Origin of the sequence: Neobacillus paridis (genome assembly GCF_016765675.1) — a bacterium.
GTDB lineage: Bacteria > Bacillota > Bacilli > Bacillales > Cytobacillaceae > Neobacillus > Neobacillus paridis.
Genome location: NZ_JAESWB010000045.1, coordinates 196,914 through 217,917, shown reverse-complemented (window position 1 = coordinate 217,917; position 21,004 = coordinate 196,914). Strand labels below are relative to the sequence as shown.

The following is a 21,004-nucleotide window of genomic DNA, read 5'->3' as shown; positions in this document are numbered from 1 at the left end:
ACAAATGTTGGAGGTGTTTTTTTGAGAAATCAAATTGAGTTTGAGGTGTATGGTAATTATGCGTTGTTCACAGATCCTTTAACGAAAATTGGCGGGGAAAAGATGTCTTATCAGATCCCAACCTACCAAAGCCTAAAAGGGATTGTAGAATCTATTTACTGGAAACCAACGATTATGTGGATTATTGACGAAGTGCGGATAATGAAACCTATTCAAACAGAGTCGAAAGGGATTCGGCCAATTGAATATAATGGTGGGAACACATTAGCTTATTACACATATTTAAGAGATGTAAAGTATCAAGTTCGTGCCCATTTTGTATTTAATATGTATCGAAAAGATTTAGCATTTGATCGTAATGAACATAAACACCACAATATTGCCAAAAGAGCTGTTGCAGCGGGCGGAAGAAGGGATATATTTCTAGGTGCTAGAGAATGTCAGGGTTACGTCGAGCCATGTAACTTTGGCGAAGGAAAAAGCTACTATGATGATATTCCTGAAGTTGATTTTGGAGTAATGGTTCATGGCATTAATTATCCTGATGAAACTGGGCGGGATTGTTTAGAAACAAGGTTATGGCGGCCGGTGATGAGAAATGGAATTATTCAATTTATTCGCCCGGACGAGTGTACCTTAATTCGTCAAGTGGGAGAATTTTCACCAAAGTCATTTAATAATTCTAATCTGCAGTCTGTAGAGGAGTTATACGAAGAAATAATAAAAGAGGGGGGTGATTAAGTGACTTGGCTTAAGAATTTATTTGAAACGTATGAAAATAACCAACAATTAATAGGTGAATTCGAGGTTAATAAATATGATCAAGAGTATGCACTTATTCCTTTATCACATACAACCCAAAGTGCACAGATTGAAGTTATATTAGGTATGAAAGGTAATTTTATTTCGGCTAAAGTTGTCGATAAGAGTGATGCCAGTACGATTATTCCATGTACTGAGGCTTCAGCCAATAGAACTAGTACACCTGTCCCGCATCCTTTATGCGATAAACTTGTTTATGTGGCAGGAGACTATATTAAGTATGGAGGAACTGCAAAGAAAGGGAACCCTCATGCAGATTATATGAATCAATTAGAAAAATGGTGCGCTTCTGAGTATGCTCATCCAAAGGTTAAAAGTGTATATGAATACTTAGCAAAAGGAAGACTCGTAGAAGATCTAATTAATGAAAAAATTATATACGTTGATGAAAATCATCACTTTATCGAGAAATGGGATAAAGAGAATGAGAAGAAATATGGAGAGAAACCAGATATATATAAAGTGATTTCCTCTAAACTAAGTGATGCTTTTGTTCGATTTTCGGTGAATAAAATTGGGGAACCAGAATCAAGACTGTGGAGAGATAAATCTGTCCATGAATCTTTTATTCATTTTTATGAAAGCACACTTCAAGAAAATGATCTATGTTACGTTTCAGGGAAACATTTACCCGCGACTGAACGACATGCTTCTAGAATACGCTATTCAGCAGATATGGCAAAGTTGATATCTGCCAATGATACGTCCGGATTTACATTTCGGGGACGTTTTAAAAACAGTAAAGATGCAGTATCAATTAGTTATGAAGTATCACAAAAAGCCCATAATGCATTAAAATGGTTGATTGCTAAACAAGGATATTCAATTGATGGAAAAGTCTTTCTCGTGTGGGGATCTAAAAGACCTAAAATGCTATCTCCATTCGAAGACACATTAGGTTTATATAGTGATACTGACACTGAAGCGCTAGGAGATGTTACTCATAAAGAGTTTTCTGAACAAATTAAAAAGGCTATTGGTGGCTACAGACACGATTTAAACTATAAATCTGATGTTAACATTATGATTGTAGATGCTGCAACGCCGGGGCGGATGTCCATTGTCTATTATCGAGATATGAGTGAAGATCTTTTTTTGAAGCGTTTAGAAGCTTGGCATAAAACTTGTTATTGGTTGCATCGTTACCAAAAGGATTCAGATAAAAAAACAATCATATTTACTGGTGCTCCTGCAACAAAAGATATTGCTTTTGCGGCCTATGGGTCAAGAGCAAGTAATGAATTAGTGAAGGGTCTAGTAGAAAGAATGTTACCATCCATTATTGATGGGAGACCGATACCTATTGATATTGTTAGAAGTGCCTATATTAGAGCTTCTAATCCCGTAGGAATGGAAGAATGGGAATGGGAAAAGACCCTAAGTATTACATGTGCATTGATTAATAAAACATATGAGAAGGAGGGCTTTGGTGTGGCATTAGATGTCAATAACGATCATCGTGATTATTTATTTGGGAGAATGCTTGCAATTGCTGATGTAATGGAAAGACGGGCACTTGATAAAAGCGAGACACGGGCGACTAACGCTATTCGCTACATGAATGCTTTTGCTAAACATCCATTTAGGACTTGGAATATTATTCAATCCAGTTTACAACCCTACCAGGCTAAATTAGGAACTCAATTGAATTTTTATAATAATTTACTAGATGAAGTAGGTTCCAAAATGGACCCTCAAAAATTTAATGATAAACCACTTACTGGTTTATATCTTCTTGGTTTTTATAGTCAACGACATGAACTATATAAAAGCAAAAAAGATAAAGAAGCTGAAAAGGGAGAGATGTAAATGAGTACTTTAGACCACAAAATCGACTTTGCAGTAGTGTTATCTGTTCGAAATGCCAATCCAAATGGAGACCCGTTAAATGGTAATCGACCTAGACAAAATTATGATGGTCATGGTGAAATTTCAGATGTATGTCTTAAAAGAAAGATTCGTAATCGTTTACAAGATATGGGAGAGTCTATTCTTGTCCAATCAGATGAAAGAAGAGACGATGGATTTCGCAGCATAAAGGACCGTGTAGATAGCAATGAGGAGTTACAAAAATACTCAAAAGGTAAAACGAGAGATAATTTTCTTTATTCAAAAATTGCTTGTGAGTCTTGGATGGATGTCCGAAGTTTTGGACAAGTATTTGCTTTTAGTGGTTCAGAAATATCTATAGGTATTAGGGGACCAGTCTCTATTCATACTGCTGTTAGCCTTGCACCTATCGATATCTCTAGTATGCAAATTACTAAAAGTGTGAATTCTGTTACAAATAAAACTGATCCCGATAAAAAAACCTCAGATACAATGGGTATGAAGCATCGTGTTGATTTTGGAGTCTATGTTTTTTATGGAAGCATCAACACACAATTAGCTGAAAAAACAGGATTTACTAATGAAGATGCTGAGAAAATCAAGCAAGCTTTGATAACTTTGTTTGAAAATGATACATCGTCCGCAAGGCCAGATGGAAGTATGGAAGTAAATAAAGTTTTTTGGTGGGAACATAATTCAAAATTAGGTCAGTATTCATCTGCTAAGGTGCATCGATCATTAGAAATTAAATCTGAAATAGAAAAACCAAAATCAATAGATGATTACACTATTTATGTAAATGAGTTAGAAGGTCTCAAGGTAGAGATTATTGATGGACTATAATGATGAAGATAGCTATCTAATGTTGTCCGGTATTCAACACTTTCAATTTTGTAAACGTCAATGGGCCCTTATCCACATTGAACAGCAATGGGTTGAAAATGTTAGGACAATTGAAGGACAGTACCTTCATCAAAAAGCCGACCAACCATTTATTCGGGAAAAGCGTGGCGAAAAACTCATTGTCCGTGCCATGCCTATAAAGTCAAATGAACTAAAGATTACAGGTGTTTGTGATGTTGTAGAGTTCATTCAAGATTCCAATGGTGTTGAGATAGAAGGGGCCGAAGGGAAGTACATAGCTTTCCCTATCGAGTACAAGCGCGGCAAACCAAAAATGGATGATGCTGATATTTTGCAACTAACGGCGCAAGCGATGTGTTTAGAGGAAATGCTACTTTGTGAAATTAACAAGGGCTATATGTTTTATAATGAAATAAAACGCAGAGTGGAAGTGTCGCTAACTGCAGATCTGAAAAATAAAGTAAGAGTAATTGTTGCAGAAATGCAAGATTATTATTATCGCAGGCATACACCAAAAGTTAAAACAGGAGCATTTTGTAAAAATTGCTCCCTTCAACATATTTGTTTACCAGAATTGATGAAAAAACGTTCGGTTAAAAGTTATATTGAAGGGAGAATTTTTGAATGAAAAAGCTTTTGAATACATTGTTTATCAACCAGCCTGATGTTTATTTATCGCTTGATGGAGATAATATTGTTCTTCTTAAAGACCAGGAGCAATTAGGCCGGCTGCCGCTTCATAACTTAGAATCGATTGTGTCTTTTGGTTATACAGGTTCAAGCCCTGCTTTAATGGGTTACTGTGCCGATCGAAATATTTCACTAGTGTTTTTTACAATGAGCGGAAGATTCCTCGCCCGAGTAATTGGGGAGAGTAGGGGAAATGTCGTACTAAGAAAGAAGCAATATCGGGTATCAGATGATGAAGTGATGTCTACAAAGGTGGCTCGCAATTTTATTATTGGTAAAATTTATAATAATAAATGGATTATTGAAAGAATGACCCGAGATTATCCATTGCGGGTAGATGTAGCACAATTTAAAGATGTATCTAAACACTTATCGTCAATTATTTTAGAAGTAAGAGTATGTGAAGACTTAGAAAGATTAAGAGGTTTAGAGGGACAGGCAGCAATTAGCTACAATAAATTAATGGGTCAAATGATTTTACAGCAAAAAGAGGACTTCTATTTTCGTTCTCGTTCACGTAGGCCTCCATTAGATAATGTGAATGCTATGCTATCGTTTGCTTATACTTTATTAGCAAACGATATGGCATCTGCCTTAGAAGGTGTTGGACTTGATGCATATGTTGGTTTTTTACACCGTGACCGACCTGGAAGAGCATCGTTAGCATTAGATGTAATGGAAGAATTACGTGGTGTTTATGCCGACCGGTTTGTATTGGCGTTAATTAATAAGAAGGTCATTAATAAAGAGGACTTTCTAAAAAAGGAGAATGGCGCCGTTATCATGACGGATGAGGGTAGAAAGAAATTCTTAACTGCTTGGCAAAATAAAAAGCAAGAAAAGATCACTCATCCTTTTTTAGGAGAAAAGATTCCATGGGGCTTGGTGCCACATGCTCAAGCATTATTGTTGGCCAGATATTTGCGTAATGACTTAGATGAGTACCCACCGTTTCTATGGAAGTAGGTGTTACAGTTGTTAGTATTAATTACGTATGATGTGTCGACTGTAAGTAGTGGAGGAAAGAAAAGATTAAGGAAAGTATCAAAGGAATGTCAAAATTATGGTCAGCGTGTTCAAAATTCGGTATTTGAATGTAAAGTTGATGCTACTCAATTTACTGCTTTAAAACTTAGGCTTGCTGATATTATTGATAAGGACCAAGATAGTCTTAGATTTTATCAGCTGGGTAATAATTACAAGAATAAGGTAGAACATATTGGTGTAAAGGAATCCGTCGATTTAGACAGTCCTTTGATATTTTAGTGCGAATATATAGTGTACATAGATTTGTAGTAACATTCGCACCTCAGTTTTTGTTTTTTAATGTCGTGTTTTGTTGTTTTATCTATTAAGTTCTTTATTTTATAAAGAAAATAGCGGTTTTATTCGTTGAAAATTAGGCATTTTACTTATTTTCGACTGAAAATCGCGGTCGCATCCTTCATGGATGCGTGGATTGAAATTTGGAATGTCCAAACCCCGGACAATTTGCCAACCGGTCGCATCCTTCATGGATGCGTGGATTGAAATCACTTGATGCATGATCGACTCATACAGCAAGCACCGTCGCATCCTTCATGGATGCGTGGATTGAAATCAAGCTTTCATAATAGGAAGGATACTTTCTAAAGTCGCATCCTTCATGGATGCGTGGATTGAAATACGACGATTGAAGCCATTAATCGAATCATTCACGTCGCATCCTTCATGGATGCGTGGATTGAAATCCCTTCTGCTGGTGGACTTTCTTTCTCGCTGTTCGTCGCATCCTTCATGGATGCGTGGATTGAAATACAACGTCTAAATTGTCGACCACCACATGACCAAGTCGCATCCTTCATGGATGCGTGGATTGAAATATCCTTTTTTTCCTCCTATGCCGGGGACGGACCAGTCGCATCCTTCATGGATGCGTGGATTGAAATCATCCACCAATTTTTTTCTGTCTTGGGGCAATTGGTCGCATCCTTCATGGATGCGTGGATTGAAATTGGACGATTGCATTTTTGTCAACAATAATGTTGCCGTCGCATCCTTCATGGATGCGTGGATTGAAATGTTCAACTCCTGATATAAGGTATTAAGTTCCAAGTCGCATCCTTCATGGATGCGTGGATTGAAATATAGTTATCGCCCCTGTAGTGTTTTGATCCCGCTAGTCGCATCCTTCATGGATGCGTGGATTGAAATACAACGTCTAAATTGTCGACCACCACATGACCAATGTCGCATCCTTCATGGATGCGTGGATTGAAATACCTTTTTTATATTCGGCTGTTCGCATGGTGACAGTCGCATCCTTCATGGATGCGTGGATTGAAATTTATTTTCCTCCTTTAACTTTTTTGACGGGATTGTCGCATCCTTCATGGATGCGTGGATTGAAATATGTTATAAAGAAAAATGTCCTGACCGGAAACCAGTCGCATCCTTCATGGATGCGTGGATTGAAATTAAATCTTTGTATGAAAAACTATCAAACTCATCGTCGCATCCTTCATGGATGCGTGGATTGAAATTATTTTTTTGGAAGCCGCCGCCTTAGCGGCGACTCGTCGCATCCTTCATGGATGCGTGGATTGAAATAACACCTTTTATCAGATAATCATTTACATTCGCTCGTCGCATCCTTCATGGATGCGTGGATTGAAATAAAAATTCTTTCAAAGGCTCAGGAACCTCTAAATGTCGCATCCTTCATGGATGCGTGGATTGAAATAGATCGTATGGATTGGATCAAATTTCTAACTCAGGTCGCATCCTTCATGGATGCGTGGATTGAAATAATTTTTTATGCACCACTTCGTACTCACAAAGAGGTCGCATCCTTCATGGATGCGTGGATTGAAATCTGGACATCTTTTGCCACGTCTGCGGCTTCGCCAGTCGCATCCTTCATGGATGCGTGGATTGAAATTAAGATAACCAGCACATTATCAGTTGTTTTTGAGTCGCATCCTTCATGGATGCGTGGATTGAAATCTTTACTCGCATCACGCAACGGATCCGTGCAGTGGGTCGCATCCTTCATGGATGCGTGGATTGAAATATTGACGATGTAACCGTCGTCAGTTATTCGCGGAGTCGCATCCTTCATGGATGCGTGGATTGAAATACGCACGCGGGCCAACGCCGGTCACGTGTTAACGGTCGCATCCTTCATGGATGCGTGGATTGAAATAAAAAGTCGACAATGGAAACCCCACGGTAATGAGGTCGCATCCTTCATGGATGCGTGGATTGAAATGATAATCAATTAACGATTGTTAACGCAAAGTCAGGTCGCATCCTTCATGGATGCGTGGATTGAAATACCCCACTCCCCCAAATAGCGACTACTACAAGCGTCGCATCCTTCATGGATGCGTGGATTGAAATCAAATTTTTTGGGCATGTGGTGCTAATGATTGAAGTCGCATCCTTCATGGATGCGTGGATTGAAATCTGCCGCATGCGACCGACACCTATCCGCAAATGCGTCGCATCCTTCATGGATGCGTGGATTGAAATTTATTATGAGGAGGTTTAAAAATTATGCCAATGGTAGTCGCATCCTTCATGGATGCGTGGATTGAAATTCCGCTCGGATATTTTTGCTGAACATACTGGACAAGTCGCATCCTTCATGGATGCGTGGATTGAAATCCCAAACCCCTCACGCTTTTAAGTGGGGCCAGCCGTCGCATCCTTCATGGATGCGTGGATTGAAATCCATTTGGTACCAAATACTTTTGTGGCCAATTCAGTCGCATCCTTCATGGATGCGTGGATTGAAATTCATTTAAAACATCTCCTTTAATAAGTGATAATTGTCGCATCCTTCATGGATGCGTGGATTGAAATTAAAATTGCCAAACAAATATTGCCGTCCGCTATTGTCGCATCCTTCATGGATGCGTGGATTGAAATCAAAAAATTCATCCAAAATCACCCATAGACAAAACGTCGCATCCTTCATGGATGCGTGGATTGAAATCAATGTCGGACTTATATCCGGGGATGGCATTTGCGTCGCATCCTTCATGGATGCGTGGATTGAAATCCTCCTTATACGCCAGTGGCAATATTTTGCACGGTCGCATCCTTCATGGATGCGTGGATTGAAATATATTTTAGACCTCCCATAATTTTTTCCACTTTTGTCGCATCCTTCATGGATGCGTGGATTGAAATACAATGGCGGACTTGGCGCACGAAACGGAACAACGTCGCATCCTTCATGGATGCGTGGATTGAAATTAAAATTGCCAAACAAATATTGCCGTCCGCTATTGTCGCATCCTTCATGGATGCGTGGATTGAAATTTTTTGGTACTCCCTGCTGGTCGTCCCCTTTTCTGTCGCATCCTTCATGGATGCGTGGATTGAAATCTGATCCGCTATATGAATAACCATATATTTCTAAGTCGCATCCTTCATGGATGCGTGGATTGAAATCAAACGGTGCCCATGATGATGATGTGGATGCGATGTCGCATCCTTCATGGATGCGTGGATTGAAATAGACTTGGTGTATTTGGTGTCATTTTCTCCGCAAGTCGCATCCTTCATGGATGCGTGGATTGAAATGCACCTAATCCATTCACATTAATTGTGGCTGCTCGTCGCATCCTTCATGGATGCGTGGATTGAAATCCCGGCAGGAGTTTTCTGCGGCTGGCCAGCTAGAGTCGCATCCTTCATGGATGCGTGGATTGAAATGCTTAATGGGTTAAGAAATCAATTAACCAATATGCAGAGTCGCATCCTTCATGGATGCGTGGATTGAAATAAGCGATATTTGAAAAAGGGATAGATGTAAAGTCGTCGCATCCTTCATGGATGCGTGGATTGAAATAGCAATGAACGGTGTAAAAACTGCTATTCAAACGTCGCATCCTTCATGGATGCGTGGATTGAAATTTTTATCAAAAAAATTTATGGAATAAAGCTCAAGTCGCATCCTTCATGGATGCGTGGATTGAAATAACCAGTATCAGTCATGGTACCAACAGTATACGGGTCGCATCCTTCATGGATGCGTGGATTGAAATCTCATCAAGCAATTTTAGAAGATATTCCGCCAACAGTCGCATCCTTCATGGATGCGTGGATTGAAATGCCTTATTGATGATGAAAGAGACGAAAACGACGAGTCGCATCCTTCATGGATGCGTGGATTGAAATAATCGGAAGTATATCTCAACAGGCAAATGCTATGGTCGCATCCTTCATGGATGCGTGGATTGAAATTGTGAACGGGGACAGGCGATACAAAGCAGAGGATGTCGCATCCTTCATGGATGCGTGGATTGAAATAAACGGCATGATTAACACGTCCTTAAACGGTTTGTCGCATCCTTCATGGATGCGTGGATTGAAATCAACATTTACCATACCTTTGGTTGAATCCAACCCAGTCGCATCCTTCATGGATGCGTGGATTGAAATACAATTAAGAAACGGAAAAACACAATCTTGTGGAGTCGCATCCTTCATGGATGCGTGGATTGAAATATTTCCAGGTACTGCAGAAGGAGTATCCATGGACCGTCGCATCCTTCATGGATGCGTGGATTGAAATACGGACGATAGGAAGAAGCGTACCAGAGCAATATGTCGCATCCTTCATGGATGCGTGGATTGAAATGGGACAAAGATCGTGATGCAGGCAAACAATAGCGTCGCATCCTTCATGGATGCGTGGATTGAAATTCTTGGGTTGTCCCAGTCACAACAATCAGATTCAGTCGCATCCTTCATGGATGCGTGGATTGAAATATCAATCGCCATTGCTTGATAGTAAGGATTTTCCGTCGCATCCTTCATGGATGCGTGGATTGAAATTTTCACCGCGTCATCCAATGCAGAACGGATGTTGGTCGCATCCTTCATGGATGCGTGGATTGAAATGCGGACACACTATCGATTATTTAGTTACCGACGAGTCGCATCCTTCATGGATGCGTGGATTGAAATTCTTCGGTAAGTAAACGGAAAAGTCTGGCATTACGTCGCATCCTTCATGGATGCGTGGATTGAAATGTTTCGAGTTTGAGCCATATGTTAATCGTAAGGAGTCGCATCCTTCATGGATGCGTGGATTGAAATGGTTAGGGTCTTTGATTTTATTTTTGTCTGCAATGTCGCATCCTTCATGGATGCGTGGATTGAAATGACGTTGTTGAGTGTTTCACCGTTGCTGGTCGCGTCGCATCCTTCATGGATGCGTGGATTGAAATCCCTTTTTCCACTTGATGCATGATAGATTCATAGAGGTCGCATCCTTCATGGATGCGTGGATTGAAATAAGAACTGAATTTATGTCACGTCAGGAAAGAGCAGTCGCATCCTTCATGGATGCGTGGATTGAAATTTGTGAAAGAAGATAGCTTAGACGAGGCGGCATATGTCGCATCCTTCATGGATGCGTGGATTGAAATGCAAGAAGGGGCGGCTAATTTTTATGATGCCCTAGTCGCATCCTTCATGGATGCGTGGATTGAAATTAGTCGGGGCGTAACTGCTCCGGCTCTCTAATAGTCGCATCCTTCATGGATGCGTGGATTGAAATTAATAGAGTATTGATAAGCCGGAGGGTCTCCAGGGTCGCATCCTTCATGGATGCGTGGATTGAAATAGGCAATGAAATGAGTACGGAAGAGGTGGCAGATGTCGCATCCTTCATGGATGCGTGGATTGAAATTACAATATCTATTAGATAGTTTCTAACTTTGTCACGTCGCATCCTTCATGGATGCGTGGATTGAAATACCTAATGGAGTTACTAAAAGTGGTAAACAGCGCGTCGCATCCTTCATGGATGCGTGGATTGAAATTTTGGGGAACTGGACGGATCAGCGGGGATGTGTAGTCGCATCCTTCATGGATGCGTGGATTGAAATAAGCTGAACAGCGTATCTTGGATGCCTGCAAGCGGTCGCATCCTTCATGGATGCGTGGATTGAAATCGATTGTTACGGAGTGCCAGCGTGATCGTTTCCTGTCGCATCCTTCATGGATGCGTGGATTGAAATAGGAGTAACATCAGGATCCGGATTCGGACCAGGAGTCGCATCCTTCATGGATGCGTGGATTGAAATATGCAATCTTTCCCAATCATAAGTAATCAACATGGTCGCATCCTTCATGGATGCGTGGATTGAAATTGTCGTACTTTGTGAAGCGGAAATTGACGCGCTTGTCGCATCCTTCATGGATGCGTGGATTGAAATACGCCAAAATGCACGTATTAATATATGAATGGGTGTCGCATCCTTCATGGATGCGTGGATTGAAATCTACCAATACGACCACAATACGCTAGTTGTTGAGTCGCATCCTTCATGGATGCGTGGATTGAAATTCTGATTTAGCTTATGAAATTGTGACGAAATGTACGTCGCATCCTTCATGGATGCGTGGATTGAAATTTCCTTGATTACAACAAGACTTCCAAAGCGCTCGTCGCATCCTTCATGGATGCGTGGATTGAAATGACCCAGGGGACAGCATCGATGCCGACGACCTCGAGTCGCATCCTTCATGGATGCGTGGATTGAAATGAAGTATATAACCGTGAACTTATGCGTAAAGTGTTTGTCGCATCCTTCATGGATGCGTGGATTGAAATTACCGTAATAATATCAAATATTATTGTCTATTGTCGTCGCATCCTTCATGGATGCGTGGATTGAAATCATTATAAGGAGGTGTTAAATAGTGGCAAATAAAGTCGCATCCTTCATGGATGCGTGGATTGAAATATAACGAATTTGGAACAATATGGGATGTACTGAAGTCGCATCCTTCATGGATGCGTGGATTGAAATCGCAATCCCAAGAAATGGTGGGAGCCGGAGCCGAGGTCGCATCCTTCATGGATGCGTGGATTGAAATCGGGATATGGCACACGGTTGTTTCCCCGTATGACGTCGCATCCTTCATGGATGCGTGGATTGAAATCCTATATTTTGAATAATATTCAATAGTTTTATCCGTCGCATCCTTCATGGATGCGTGGATTGAAATTTTACAACATGAATCGCTTGAATCCAAATATTGTCGTCGCATCCTTCATGGATGCGTGGATTGAAATATTTCGTCCAACTGGTCTAATAAAAGTTGAAGCAAGTCGCATCCTTCATGGATGCGTGGATTGAAATACCCATCAGTTTTTTTGTTTTGTTTACATTCCCGTCGCATCCTTCATGGATGCGTGGATTGAAATATCAATCGGGCAAAAGCTGGAAGAACCTTTATGGAGTCGCATCCTTCATGGATGCGTGGATTGAAATAATGGTTGGAAAGTCAAAACGGCAGATGCAAATGGTCGCATCCTTCATGGATGCGTGGATTGAAATCTAGCCATTGCAACAATAACGGGTTGTTCATTCCGTCGTATCCTTCATGGATGCGTGGATTGAAATTTTGTGGTCTGGTTAAGCCCCCAATAATGGACCGGTCGCATCCTTCATGGATGCGTGGATTGAAATCAGGCTTGTATCAATATTCCTCCGGTGCCACAAGCGTCGCATCCTTCATGGATGCGTGGATTGAAATAAAAAACATTGTTTGGATTTCTGTTGCACAAGTTCGTCGCATCCTTCATGGATGCGTGGATTGAAATTCAGATAAGTACGGTTTGACGTAGAACAACTTGGTCGCATCCTTCATGGATGCGTGGATTGAAATTTTTGTGGTATCACTCGGTTTTTTGCCTTCTTTTGTCGCATCCTTCATGGATGCGTGGATTGAAATCACAATTGGTGCAGGTTGCCTGTATCTATATTTGACGTCGCATCCTTCATGGATGCGTGGATTGAAATTACTGCGGCTATCCAAATAAATTATGTCAATTGGCGTGTCGCATCCTTCATGGATGCGTGGATTGAAAATCCGAATGGGTTAACTAAAAATGGTAAACAGCGTGTCGCATCCTTCATGGATGCGTGGATTGAAATAAAAGTAATCGTGTATTTCGCAGTCTCCAATCCTTGTCGCATCCTTCATGGATGCGTGGATTGAAAATCCGAATGGGTTAACTAAAAATGGTAAACAGCGTGTCGCATCCTTCATGGATGCGTGGATTGAAATAAAAGTAATCGTGTATTTCGCAGTCTCCAATCCTTGTCGCATCCTTCATGGATGCGTGGATTGAAATAAGATTCCGCCGGAGTGACAATTGAGGAAGTGAGTCGCATCCTTCATGGATGCGTGGATTGAAATAGGCACAACATAGTCAAAGCCGCCGCTCCGATCGCGTCGCATCCTTCATGGATGCGTGGATTGAAATAAAATCCTATAATGGACCCAAGAAACTAGACACGAAATGAGGAGATGTTAAAGTAGGTTTATGAAGAGAAAACGATATACACCAGAGTTTAAATCTCAAATCGTGCTAGAGGTCCTAAAGGAAGAAAAGACCATGAATGAAATTGCCTCATCTCATGGAATTCATGTTAATCAAATTCGACAATGGAGGAATAGGTTTCTTGAACAAATGCCTGTGATCTTCGCTAAAGAAAATAAAAAAGCGGATCAAATGAAGGCTGATTATGAAAATCAAATTGAAAACCTCTACGTCGAGGTTGGCCGTTTAACCACGCAATTGTCGTGGATTAAAAAAAATCTGGAATCAAGGAGTAGGGCCGAACGCATTCAAATGATTGATTGGGATGATAAAGAGCTGCCAATCACTACCCAGGCTGAGCTGCTTGGGCTCAATCGTACTAGCTTGTATTATAAGCCTGTAGAGCCTTCTCCTGAGGAAATATTTATCAAGCACAAGATTGATGAAATTTATACCAAGCATCCCTATTTTGGGTTCAGGCGAATCACTGTTGTTCTAAACAGCAATGGATTAAACATTAATCGCAAGGCTGTACAACGCCATATGAGGGAAATGGGCATTGCAGGGATTTCTCCTGGCCCTAACCTTAGTAAACGCAATCTTGAGCACCGAATCTATCCGTATCTCCTCAGAAATTTGGCCATTACCTGTCCTAATCACGTCTGGGGTATTGATTATTCCGATTAAAAAGTTATTCCGACTTTTGAAATTGGTATGCTTGAAAGCCTGATCAATTCAAACAAAACTATCGGAATAACTTTTTGCCGTTTACCTTAATCCGTAGAGCCTCTTGAGAGTATCATCGTCCAAGGCGACACTTTCAAATCCTTTAGTTTTTCGAACAGGATGGTTGGTATTAGTTGCCTCTTCAATTGCAGCCCTTTTCATTTCGGTATCTGCATAGGCATAAATCAATGTTGTCTCAAGATTTGAATGCCCTAGCCATTCGGAAATGAGCGGCAAGGGTACACCTTTACGATAAAGGTTCAATGCTCTGCTATGACGGAACATGTGAGGTGTCACTCTTGCAGGAACATCTGCACAGGTTGACCTAGCCAAAGACGCATACTTTCCAATGAAACGGGCAACGTTATCGTCAGACATAGTGTGCTTTGCCCCGTGGATTTCTGTATAAAATACGGGAACATCATTTTCCTTCTCTTGGTGAAACCGTTTCATGTAACTTTTATAATGCTGGACAGTTTCCTTCATAATGGGTATCATTCGTATTTTCTTTCCCTTTCCATGAACAATGATATATGGAGATCCTGTTTCCGTGATAACATCCTTTGGCATCAGATTTAGGATTTCACAGTCCCGTGCTCCGGTATCATACAAAAGGATCATATAAAACAGATCGCGATGTCCCTTCCTAGTCTTGGGATCAGGCTGGCTAAGTATTACATTCAGTGCTTCCTCACTAAAATGGTCTACCGTCAGTTTTCTTTCGGGTTTACGTTTGGCGACCTGACTTGCTGATAGGTAATAATCATTGTATGTTGGCACTTTCATTCCAACATATTTCAAAAATGCTCGTATCACTGACAAACGATGGTTAAGTGTTGTTAATCCGCAATGACGTTCATCCTCCAGCCATTTTAAAAAGGCATTGATACTGCCGACTGAAATATTTTTAAAGGAGATGTTCTTTAGCTGTAGTGCATTACTAATGCAAAGAAATTCCATATAAAGGTTTAGGGTCTCCCTGTAGGATTTAACTGTGTTAGGGCTCACAGCCTTTTGTAATGGTAGATAGACCGTAAGATATTCCTTTAACAGTTCGAATAATCGCTTGTCCTTAATCTTCATAATTGGGAACCTCCTGATTACAAATCCAGTCGGTCGAAATCGAAGATTTGAGATGTTCCGGGACAAGATGAATATAATAAGCCGTATACTCTAAAGATGAATGCCCCATATATGTGCTTAGATAAGGAAGAAGGTTCATAACATCCTTCTTTTCATTCATCCAACCAATGATTACCCGGGTGGCAAAATTATGACGCCAATCGTATACCCTCGGTTTGTGATCCTGCGAGAATGAAATCCTTGCGGATTTCCAGCATTTATAGAAATACTTCTGAATACAGGCTGAACGGTAAGGCCCGCCGTTAGGATTCTGAAAGAAATACTCCCTGCCTGGGAGAACTGTCTGGATAAGGCAATTATATTTGCGGCATAATTCAAGCAGTTCCGGCGACATTGCCACAATGCGATCCTTTTTTCTTTTGGAGTCTTCAATGTAAAAAGAACCATCCTCAAGGTTGATATCGCTAAGCTTTAGATGTCTTACTTCCTGAGGGCGGAGACCGCAGCAATAGAGCACCCGGAACATAACGGGTATAACGTATTCTCTGTATGGTGATAAAGGATGGGGCGACAGGCGATCCGCCCCATTAAAAAAACTACTCAGTTCCACATCATTATATAGATACGGCATAAAAGCTACCCCTTTGCCAGCGAAACCATCCGGTAGGACATAGGTGTTTTTACCAATGCTGACAAGGTATTTTGAAAAATTGCGGAGTATGTTGGTACGGAGTCGCAAGGTATTCTCTTTCTCATTTTGTCTTAAGGAACACCAGCTCTCAGCCCTTTCCTGTGAAAGTTCAGCACTGTCAGGATACTTTTCAGTGCAGAAAACGTCAAAGGAATGGAGCCTGCGGGCAAAGGTATCTTCTTTGTTTCCCAGAGAGCAGCGCAACTTTATATATGCAAGAATGTCATCGGCGAACAGGCTGTTGAACTGGTATCTCATCTGTACACCTCCGACTCTACCTGTATCCCATCAAATCCAAGGGCACAGATGCTGAGTTTGGAAGGAGATAGCGGCAGATATCTTTTGAGGACATCCTTACTTTGATGGCCCAAAATCTGTGAAATCATTTCTGGTGAAGATACTGTGTCAAGCAACCAGATACCCATACTCCGCCGGAAAGCATGAAAGGATTTTCCGTCATGCCTTTTCTTTTCAATACCAGAGATTTTAATATACTTATTAAGAACATTCGCAACACTGGATTTGTCACTGAGCCTTCTGTAAGGGGCTATTTCAGTGAGAAAGATATATGGGCTGTCCACTTCAGGACGGGCATTTAATATATAGTCGGCAACGGCTGCAGCAGCATTAGGAACTAAAGGAAGAGATAAACCAAATCCTGTCTTGTGCTGAACAAAGTGGATAGTCATTTCCCTCCAGTTGATATCTTCTAGTTTTATGTTTGCTATATCAACGGCCCTGATACCAGTAAATGAAGCCAGCATGAGTATGGCGTAATCTCTTTTTCCTGTAGGTGTGCTGATGTCTGGCTGGGCAAGGATGTACTCCATATCCTTCCGTTCAAAAGATGGGAGGATTTTGCTCCTAGAAGGCGGAAGCGAAAATGGCATCAGTTCTAATGGGAAGTTATGAAACCCTTTGCTCCGAAAATGTTCGCAAATCAGCCGAAGAACGTAGGTGACATTATTCATGCAGCCCTGATGATCTTTATATTCCATCATAAGAAAATCATAAAGAATTTCCTGATTTATAGCTGCAAGGTCAGTAACCGACAGTTGCTGTAGGTGATAGAAAAAATCCCTTGCAATGGAGTAAAGCATAGCTACGGTATTTTTCTTTACCGCTAAGCTAGCCCGAAACTCTTCCGCAAGATTTTGATAAAAAGGTTCAAGCCGATGCTTGTATCGGCTTATGGCAGGATATGTTACCTTGAAAGGGTGGTTATCATAATAATCATTCAACATACCAAGCACACGAAATGTGTATCTGTCTCCAGAGTATTTTACGGACTGTTTCTCCTCGGAAAGTAGTTGAAGTCCATCTCTAATCTGGTTGTTGATGCTCTTTGTAGAAAGTTAGGATTACATCGCATGCCTTAGAGTACTCTTTGATAGTTTCCGGACTACGGAAATCGTTGCAGAATTTCACGACAGTTTCAATTCCTTCGACTATAGGTCTTGATTGCATATTGAATTCTCCTTTCTGATTTTGAAGATTAACTACAAATTCAGAATAGGATATCAACCAATTCCTGGCTATAAGTTATTCCGATTTTTCTGCTAGCAGAATAGCAATAAGCCCATGATTGAGTTAAAATATCGGGATAATTTTTTAATCGGAATAATCCGTTTTATCCCGATGTCGTAATAAAACGGACATCACGTATATTCCGACCAATGAGGGCTGGTTGTATTTGGCGAGCGTTATGGACTTATATTCTCGTAAAATAGTAGGTTGGGCCATGGACAAGACCATGACAAAGGAATCGGTCATCTCCGCATTAAAGATGGCTTACAAGCGCCAGCGGCCAGGGAAAGGCGTTATTCATCACTCAGACCGAGGTGTTCAGTATGCCTCACTGGAGTATCAGAAACTATTAAACAAGTACAGTATGGTAGGCAGCATGAGCCGAAAAGGAAACTGTTACGACAATGCTTGTATTGAATCCTTTCACGGTATTCTTAAGCGTGAACTTGTTTATCAAACGAAGTTTAAAACTAGGGAAGACGCGAAGAAGGCGCTGTTTGAGTATATTGAATTCTTCTACAATTCTAAGAGGATCCATTCAACTTTGGGCTACTTTACACCCAACGAATTTGAGCAGATGTATGGAAAATCAGTGGCTTAATTTCACCTTGATAAAAAAGTTTAAATCGCTCTTTATTTAAACTTTTTTATCAAGGCCACCAAGCGAAGCGCGGTAGAAAAATCTGTGTCTATTTTCTTGACATAGTATCAAATCGATATTTGAAGGAGGCTGTTTTAAAGTGCCCTCACTGCTCAAAGACCCTAGAGAAAATCAAGGAGCGAAAAGACTTTGACGTTTATAAATGTAAGAATAACGACTGTCCTTACTACCAACAGAAACTAAACGGAATGTCTTCAAAGGAGAAGAAACAGTTTCAAAAAGACCCCCAATCCTTTAAGTTGAGATACATTTTCCGGCAGTTTCGCATTGACTTTCAGCCATTGTCTAAGTCTTCTCCTATAAGGCCCAAGGTAGAGATTTAGCAAAGCTTTATGTTTCGCCTCACACATTGGGGCTTATTTTAACTTACCATGTTAATTACGGCCTTTCGGCCCGAAAGACAGCTGCACTCATGAAGGATGTTCACGGGGTTTCTATATCACATCAGAGTATTTTGAATTACGAGAATGCCGTAGCCCTTGTCCTCAAGCCTTATGTTGATAACTATCCTTACGAACTATCAGATCAATTCTGTGGGGACGAAACCTATATAAGGGTGAATGGGCGTTGGCACTACCTGTTCTTCTTCTTTGATGCGGTGAAAAAGATTATCCTGTCTTATCCAGTGTCGCCTAATCGCGATACCGTGTCAGCTATACGTGCCATTGATAATGTCCTAATAAAGCTGAAAGAGATTCCAAATGACCTAACATTTGTCGTGGACGGTAATCCAATTTACCTTTTAGCTCAGCACTTTTTTGCCCAACACGACATTCATTTCGACATTAAGCAAGTTATAGGGCTTACAAACGAAGATCCAGTGTCAACAGAGTATAGACCACTAAAACAAGTGATAGAATGGTTAAATCGCACGTTTAAAGGCAATTATCGCTCCACACACGGTTTTGGTTCTGAACATGGGTCTGTTTCTTTTGTGACCTTGTTTGTAGCTTACTTTAACTTTTTACGGCCTCACGCCGCACTAGAAGGTAAGGTGCCAGTGGTCAATCCGGAGTTACTACAGCTGCCGAACACGCCTGCACGATGGTCTAAACTCATTGGTTTGGCACAAGACTGGATTATTGAACAATTAGCCTAACTTTTTGTTTAGCAGAGCCCTTGAAGGTTCGAACACCCAAACAGCAATCGGCGAAGCGAAATCTTGACAAACCGAACTAGCCAATGGTTTAAAATGGAAAAACCAAGGGCTATTTAGCATGCCTTCTTTTTGTCCCCGTCGCCCTTGTTAAACTTACCTAAAACCATTGGCGTGTTTGTCAAGAGCGATTGCGTGGCCTTTCCACCAAATATTTGGCAGAAAAAGCTGAACGCCTAATGAGTTTTCATAGAACTTTTGACACTACCGTCACTTCAATTCCCTTGAAGCTGAGAGCACATGCCATCAAATGTTTTTCATCTGTTGAAAGATATACCTTGCTGGAAGACATGGATCCATGTCCCAATGAATTGGATATCACAGGAAGTGGTATTTCCTCTGAAAGCATTCTTGCTGCTACAGTATGTCTGAAGATATGGAATCCTTTCCGTTGCTGGCCCGACTGTCGGATGTCTGCCTTTTTCATGATGCTACAGCTGATGGCATAACAGGTGGAACGGGACAATTTCGTGTAGGGTGGCTGACTTTTAAGAAAAACATAGGGAAGACCGCCTTTGGGTCTTGCATTGAGTATATAATCAGACAATGCATTACCAACATCTGAAAGAATGGGTAGCGATAAGGGCCGGCCATTTTTCTGTTGAACAATAACAATTGTCTTATTCCGCCAGTCTATATTCGATAATTTCAGGTTTATAATGTCAATGCTTCTTAGGCCTGCCCGCATTGCCAAAAGTACCATGGCATAGTTGCGTTTTCCTAAATGGGAAGAACGGTCGATTGGCTGAAGCAATAGGTTCTCTTCGTCCTTTGTAATAGTTGGTACAACTGTGTTTTTTCTGGAACCACTGCTTGGAACTGCCAGAACCAATTTTTCTTTAGTCATCCCATCTTTATAGAGAAACTTTAGAAAGGAGCGAAGTGCAGAAAGAACTGTTCGCATACTGGTGCTTTGATAGGATTTTGCTATATAAGGTATAAAATTTCGAACGTCATCGAGCCGTAGGTCAGATATGTTTTTATTGAGTTCTGTCTGTACATATTTTAAAAATTGCCTTGCAAGTGTCTCATAGCACCTGCGTGTACCATTACCTTTACCAGAACGGTTAAGTGTTTCCATATATTTCTACATGCAGCTGTTTCATTTCGGTTGAAAGGCAGGCATTGGCATCCGAATAATGGAGCCTCCAGCTATAATTGCCTGTTTCCAGGACCTCAAGAAGAATTAGTACTGAAAGGCGTCTGAGTTTGTAACGCCAGTTCTTGATCAGTCTATTATCAAGACTATCCTTTGACTTCTGCACAAAACGATTTGCTAATTCTTCTGAAAAGTATATTTGCCCGTTGGATTCAAAAAAATGAATTAGTTCATCCCATGCCAATCCATACTGATAGATAGTAGATGCACTATGTTGGATTGGTTTTATTGCTTCTTTAGCCTGGGTAATCAGCTCTGTCAGTAAAATTTCTTTCATCGTATTTCGCCTCCATTATTATATTAGGGAATATCCCGATTTAATTATGGGATGAGCGAAAAAAATGAACAACAATTATCCCGAATATTTAACCCCCTTAACGTGATAGATAAGGAAAATCAGTTAAATGTTCGGGATAATAAAAACTTCGGAATAATCCCTTTTATCCCGAATTCGGGATAAA

Annotated in this window: 11 protein-coding genes, 3 pseudogenes and 1 CRISPR repeat array; of the genes and pseudogenes, 9 read left to right on the top strand and 5 right to left on the bottom strand. The window is 40.7% G+C overall.

The features are described 5' to 3' along the window. Positions 1-21 precede the first annotated feature (21 nt). The 7 genes and pseudogenes from cas5c to JK635_RS05370 form a co-directional block, all read left to right on the top strand. Complete coding sequence (gene cas5c, locus JK635_RS05400) at positions 22-741, top strand: type I-C CRISPR-associated protein Cas5c (RefSeq protein ID WP_202652954.1); 720 nt, start codon at positions 22-24, stop codon at positions 739-741. Then, positions 742-2,631, top strand: a complete 1,890-nt coding sequence (gene cas8c / locus JK635_RS05395; RefSeq protein ID WP_202652953.1) for a type I-C CRISPR-associated protein Cas8c/Csd1 — start codon at positions 742-744, stop codon at positions 2,629-2,631. Then, the gene (gene cas7c, locus JK635_RS05390) at positions 2,632-3,495 is read left to right on the top strand and encodes a type I-C CRISPR-associated protein Cas7/Csd2 (RefSeq protein WP_202652952.1); all 864 of its coding nucleotides are present in this window, start codon (positions 2,632-2,634) and stop codon (positions 3,493-3,495) included. Next, positions 3,485-4,144, top strand: coding sequence for a CRISPR-associated protein Cas4 (gene cas4, locus JK635_RS05385; RefSeq protein ID WP_202652951.1), 660 nt, complete (start codon positions 3,485-3,487; stop codon positions 4,142-4,144). Before cas7c ends, cas4 begins: the two co-directional genes overlap by 11 nt. After that, the gene (cas1c, locus tag JK635_RS05380) at positions 4,141-5,172 is read left to right on the top strand and encodes a type I-C CRISPR-associated endonuclease Cas1c (protein WP_202652950.1); all 1,032 of its coding nucleotides are present in this window, start codon (positions 4,141-4,143) and stop codon (positions 5,170-5,172) included. Before cas4 ends, cas1c begins: the two co-directional genes overlap by 4 nt. A gap of 9 nt (positions 5,173-5,181) precedes the next feature. Next, on the top strand, positions 5,182-5,472 hold the full coding sequence (gene cas2 / locus JK635_RS05375) for a CRISPR-associated endonuclease Cas2 (RefSeq protein WP_202652949.1): 291 nt from the start codon (positions 5,182-5,184) through the stop codon (positions 5,470-5,472). Between the two features lie 168 nt (positions 5,473-5,640). Continuing rightward, a CRISPR array of direct repeats spans positions 5,641-13,483; the repeat unit is 32 nt; unit sequence GTCGCATCCTTCATGGATGCGTGGATTGAAAT. Positions 13,484-13,543: 60 nt separating this feature from the next. Further along, positions 13,544-14,215: pseudogene (locus JK635_RS05370) on the top strand (IS3 family transposase); the annotation flags it as partial. Positions 14,216-14,308: 93 nt separating this feature from the next. Here the strand turns inward: JK635_RS05370 and JK635_RS05365 are convergent. From JK635_RS05365 to JK635_RS05355, 3 genes are read right to left on the bottom strand one after another with little or no spacing between them, the layout of a single operon-like run. After that, positions 14,309-15,349 (bottom strand): tyrosine-type recombinase/integrase, encoded by a 1,041-nt coding sequence (locus tag JK635_RS05365; protein ID WP_202652947.1) that lies wholly within the window; start codon positions 15,347-15,349, stop codon positions 14,309-14,311. Continuing rightward, positions 15,339-16,298: a tyrosine-type recombinase/integrase gene (locus tag JK635_RS05360; protein WP_202652946.1), complete on the bottom strand. Its 960-nt coding sequence runs from the start codon at positions 16,296-16,298 to the stop codon at positions 15,339-15,341. The genes JK635_RS05365 and JK635_RS05360 overlap by 11 nt, the downstream gene beginning before the upstream one ends. Then, complete coding sequence (locus tag JK635_RS05355; protein WP_202652945.1) at positions 16,295-17,284, bottom strand: tyrosine-type recombinase/integrase; 990 nt, start codon at positions 17,282-17,284, stop codon at positions 16,295-16,297. Before JK635_RS05355 ends, JK635_RS05360 begins: the two co-directional genes overlap by 4 nt. 410 nt (positions 17,285-17,694) lie before the next feature. Here JK635_RS05355 and JK635_RS05350 point away from each other — a divergent pair. Together JK635_RS05350 and JK635_RS05345 are read left to right on the top strand one after the other, a co-directional pair. Beyond that, positions 17,695-18,168 (top strand): annotated as a pseudogene (locus tag JK635_RS05350) (IS3 family transposase); the annotation flags it as partial. 110 nt (positions 18,169-18,278) lie between these two features. Beyond that, positions 18,279-19,327, top strand: a pseudogene (locus tag JK635_RS05345) (IS6 family transposase); the annotation flags it as partial. Between the two features lie 244 nt (positions 19,328-19,571). On the opposite strand, the gene JK635_RS05340 reads toward JK635_RS05345, so the two are convergent. Further along, the gene (locus JK635_RS05340; protein WP_202652944.1) at positions 19,572-20,465 is read right to left on the bottom strand and encodes a site-specific integrase; all 894 of its coding nucleotides are present in this window, start codon (positions 20,463-20,465) and stop codon (positions 19,572-19,574) included. Further along, positions 20,452-20,820 carry a hypothetical protein gene (locus JK635_RS05335; RefSeq protein WP_202652943.1) on the bottom strand — a complete coding sequence of 123 codons (369 nt, stop codon included), beginning with the start codon at positions 20,818-20,820 and terminating at the stop codon, positions 20,452-20,454. The genes JK635_RS05340 and JK635_RS05335 overlap by 14 nt, the downstream gene beginning before the upstream one ends. Between the last annotated feature and the right edge of the window lie 184 nt (positions 20,821-21,004).

Bases quoted from the DNA above. Each gene is read 5' to 3' on its own strand.
- cas7c (WP_202652952.1), top strand. From the start codon at position 2,632: ATGAGTACTTTAGACCACAAAATCGACTTTGCAGTAGTGTTATCTGTT.
- cas4 (WP_202652951.1), top strand. From the start codon at position 3,485: ATGGACTATAATGATGAAGATAGCTATCTAATGTTGTCCGGTATTCAA.
- cas1c (WP_202652950.1), top strand. From the start codon at position 4,141: ATGAAAAAGCTTTTGAATACATTGTTTATCAACCAGCCTGATGTTTAT.
- JK635_RS05365 (WP_202652947.1), bottom strand. From the start codon at position 15,349: ATGAAGATTAAGGACAAGCGATTATTCGAACTGTTAAAGGAATATCTT.
- JK635_RS05360 (WP_202652946.1), bottom strand. From the start codon at position 16,298: ATGAGATACCAGTTCAACAGCCTGTTCGCCGATGACATTCTTGCATAT.
- JK635_RS05355 (WP_202652945.1), bottom strand. From the start codon at position 17,284: ATGTTGAATGATTATTATGATAACCACCCTTTCAAGGTAACATATCCT.
- JK635_RS05340 (WP_202652944.1), bottom strand. From the start codon at position 20,465: ATGGAAACACTTAACCGTTCTGGTAAAGGTAATGGTACACGCAGGTGC.
- JK635_RS05335 (WP_202652943.1), bottom strand. From the start codon at position 20,820: ATGAAAGAAATTTTACTGACAGAGCTGATTACCCAGGCTAAAGAAGCA.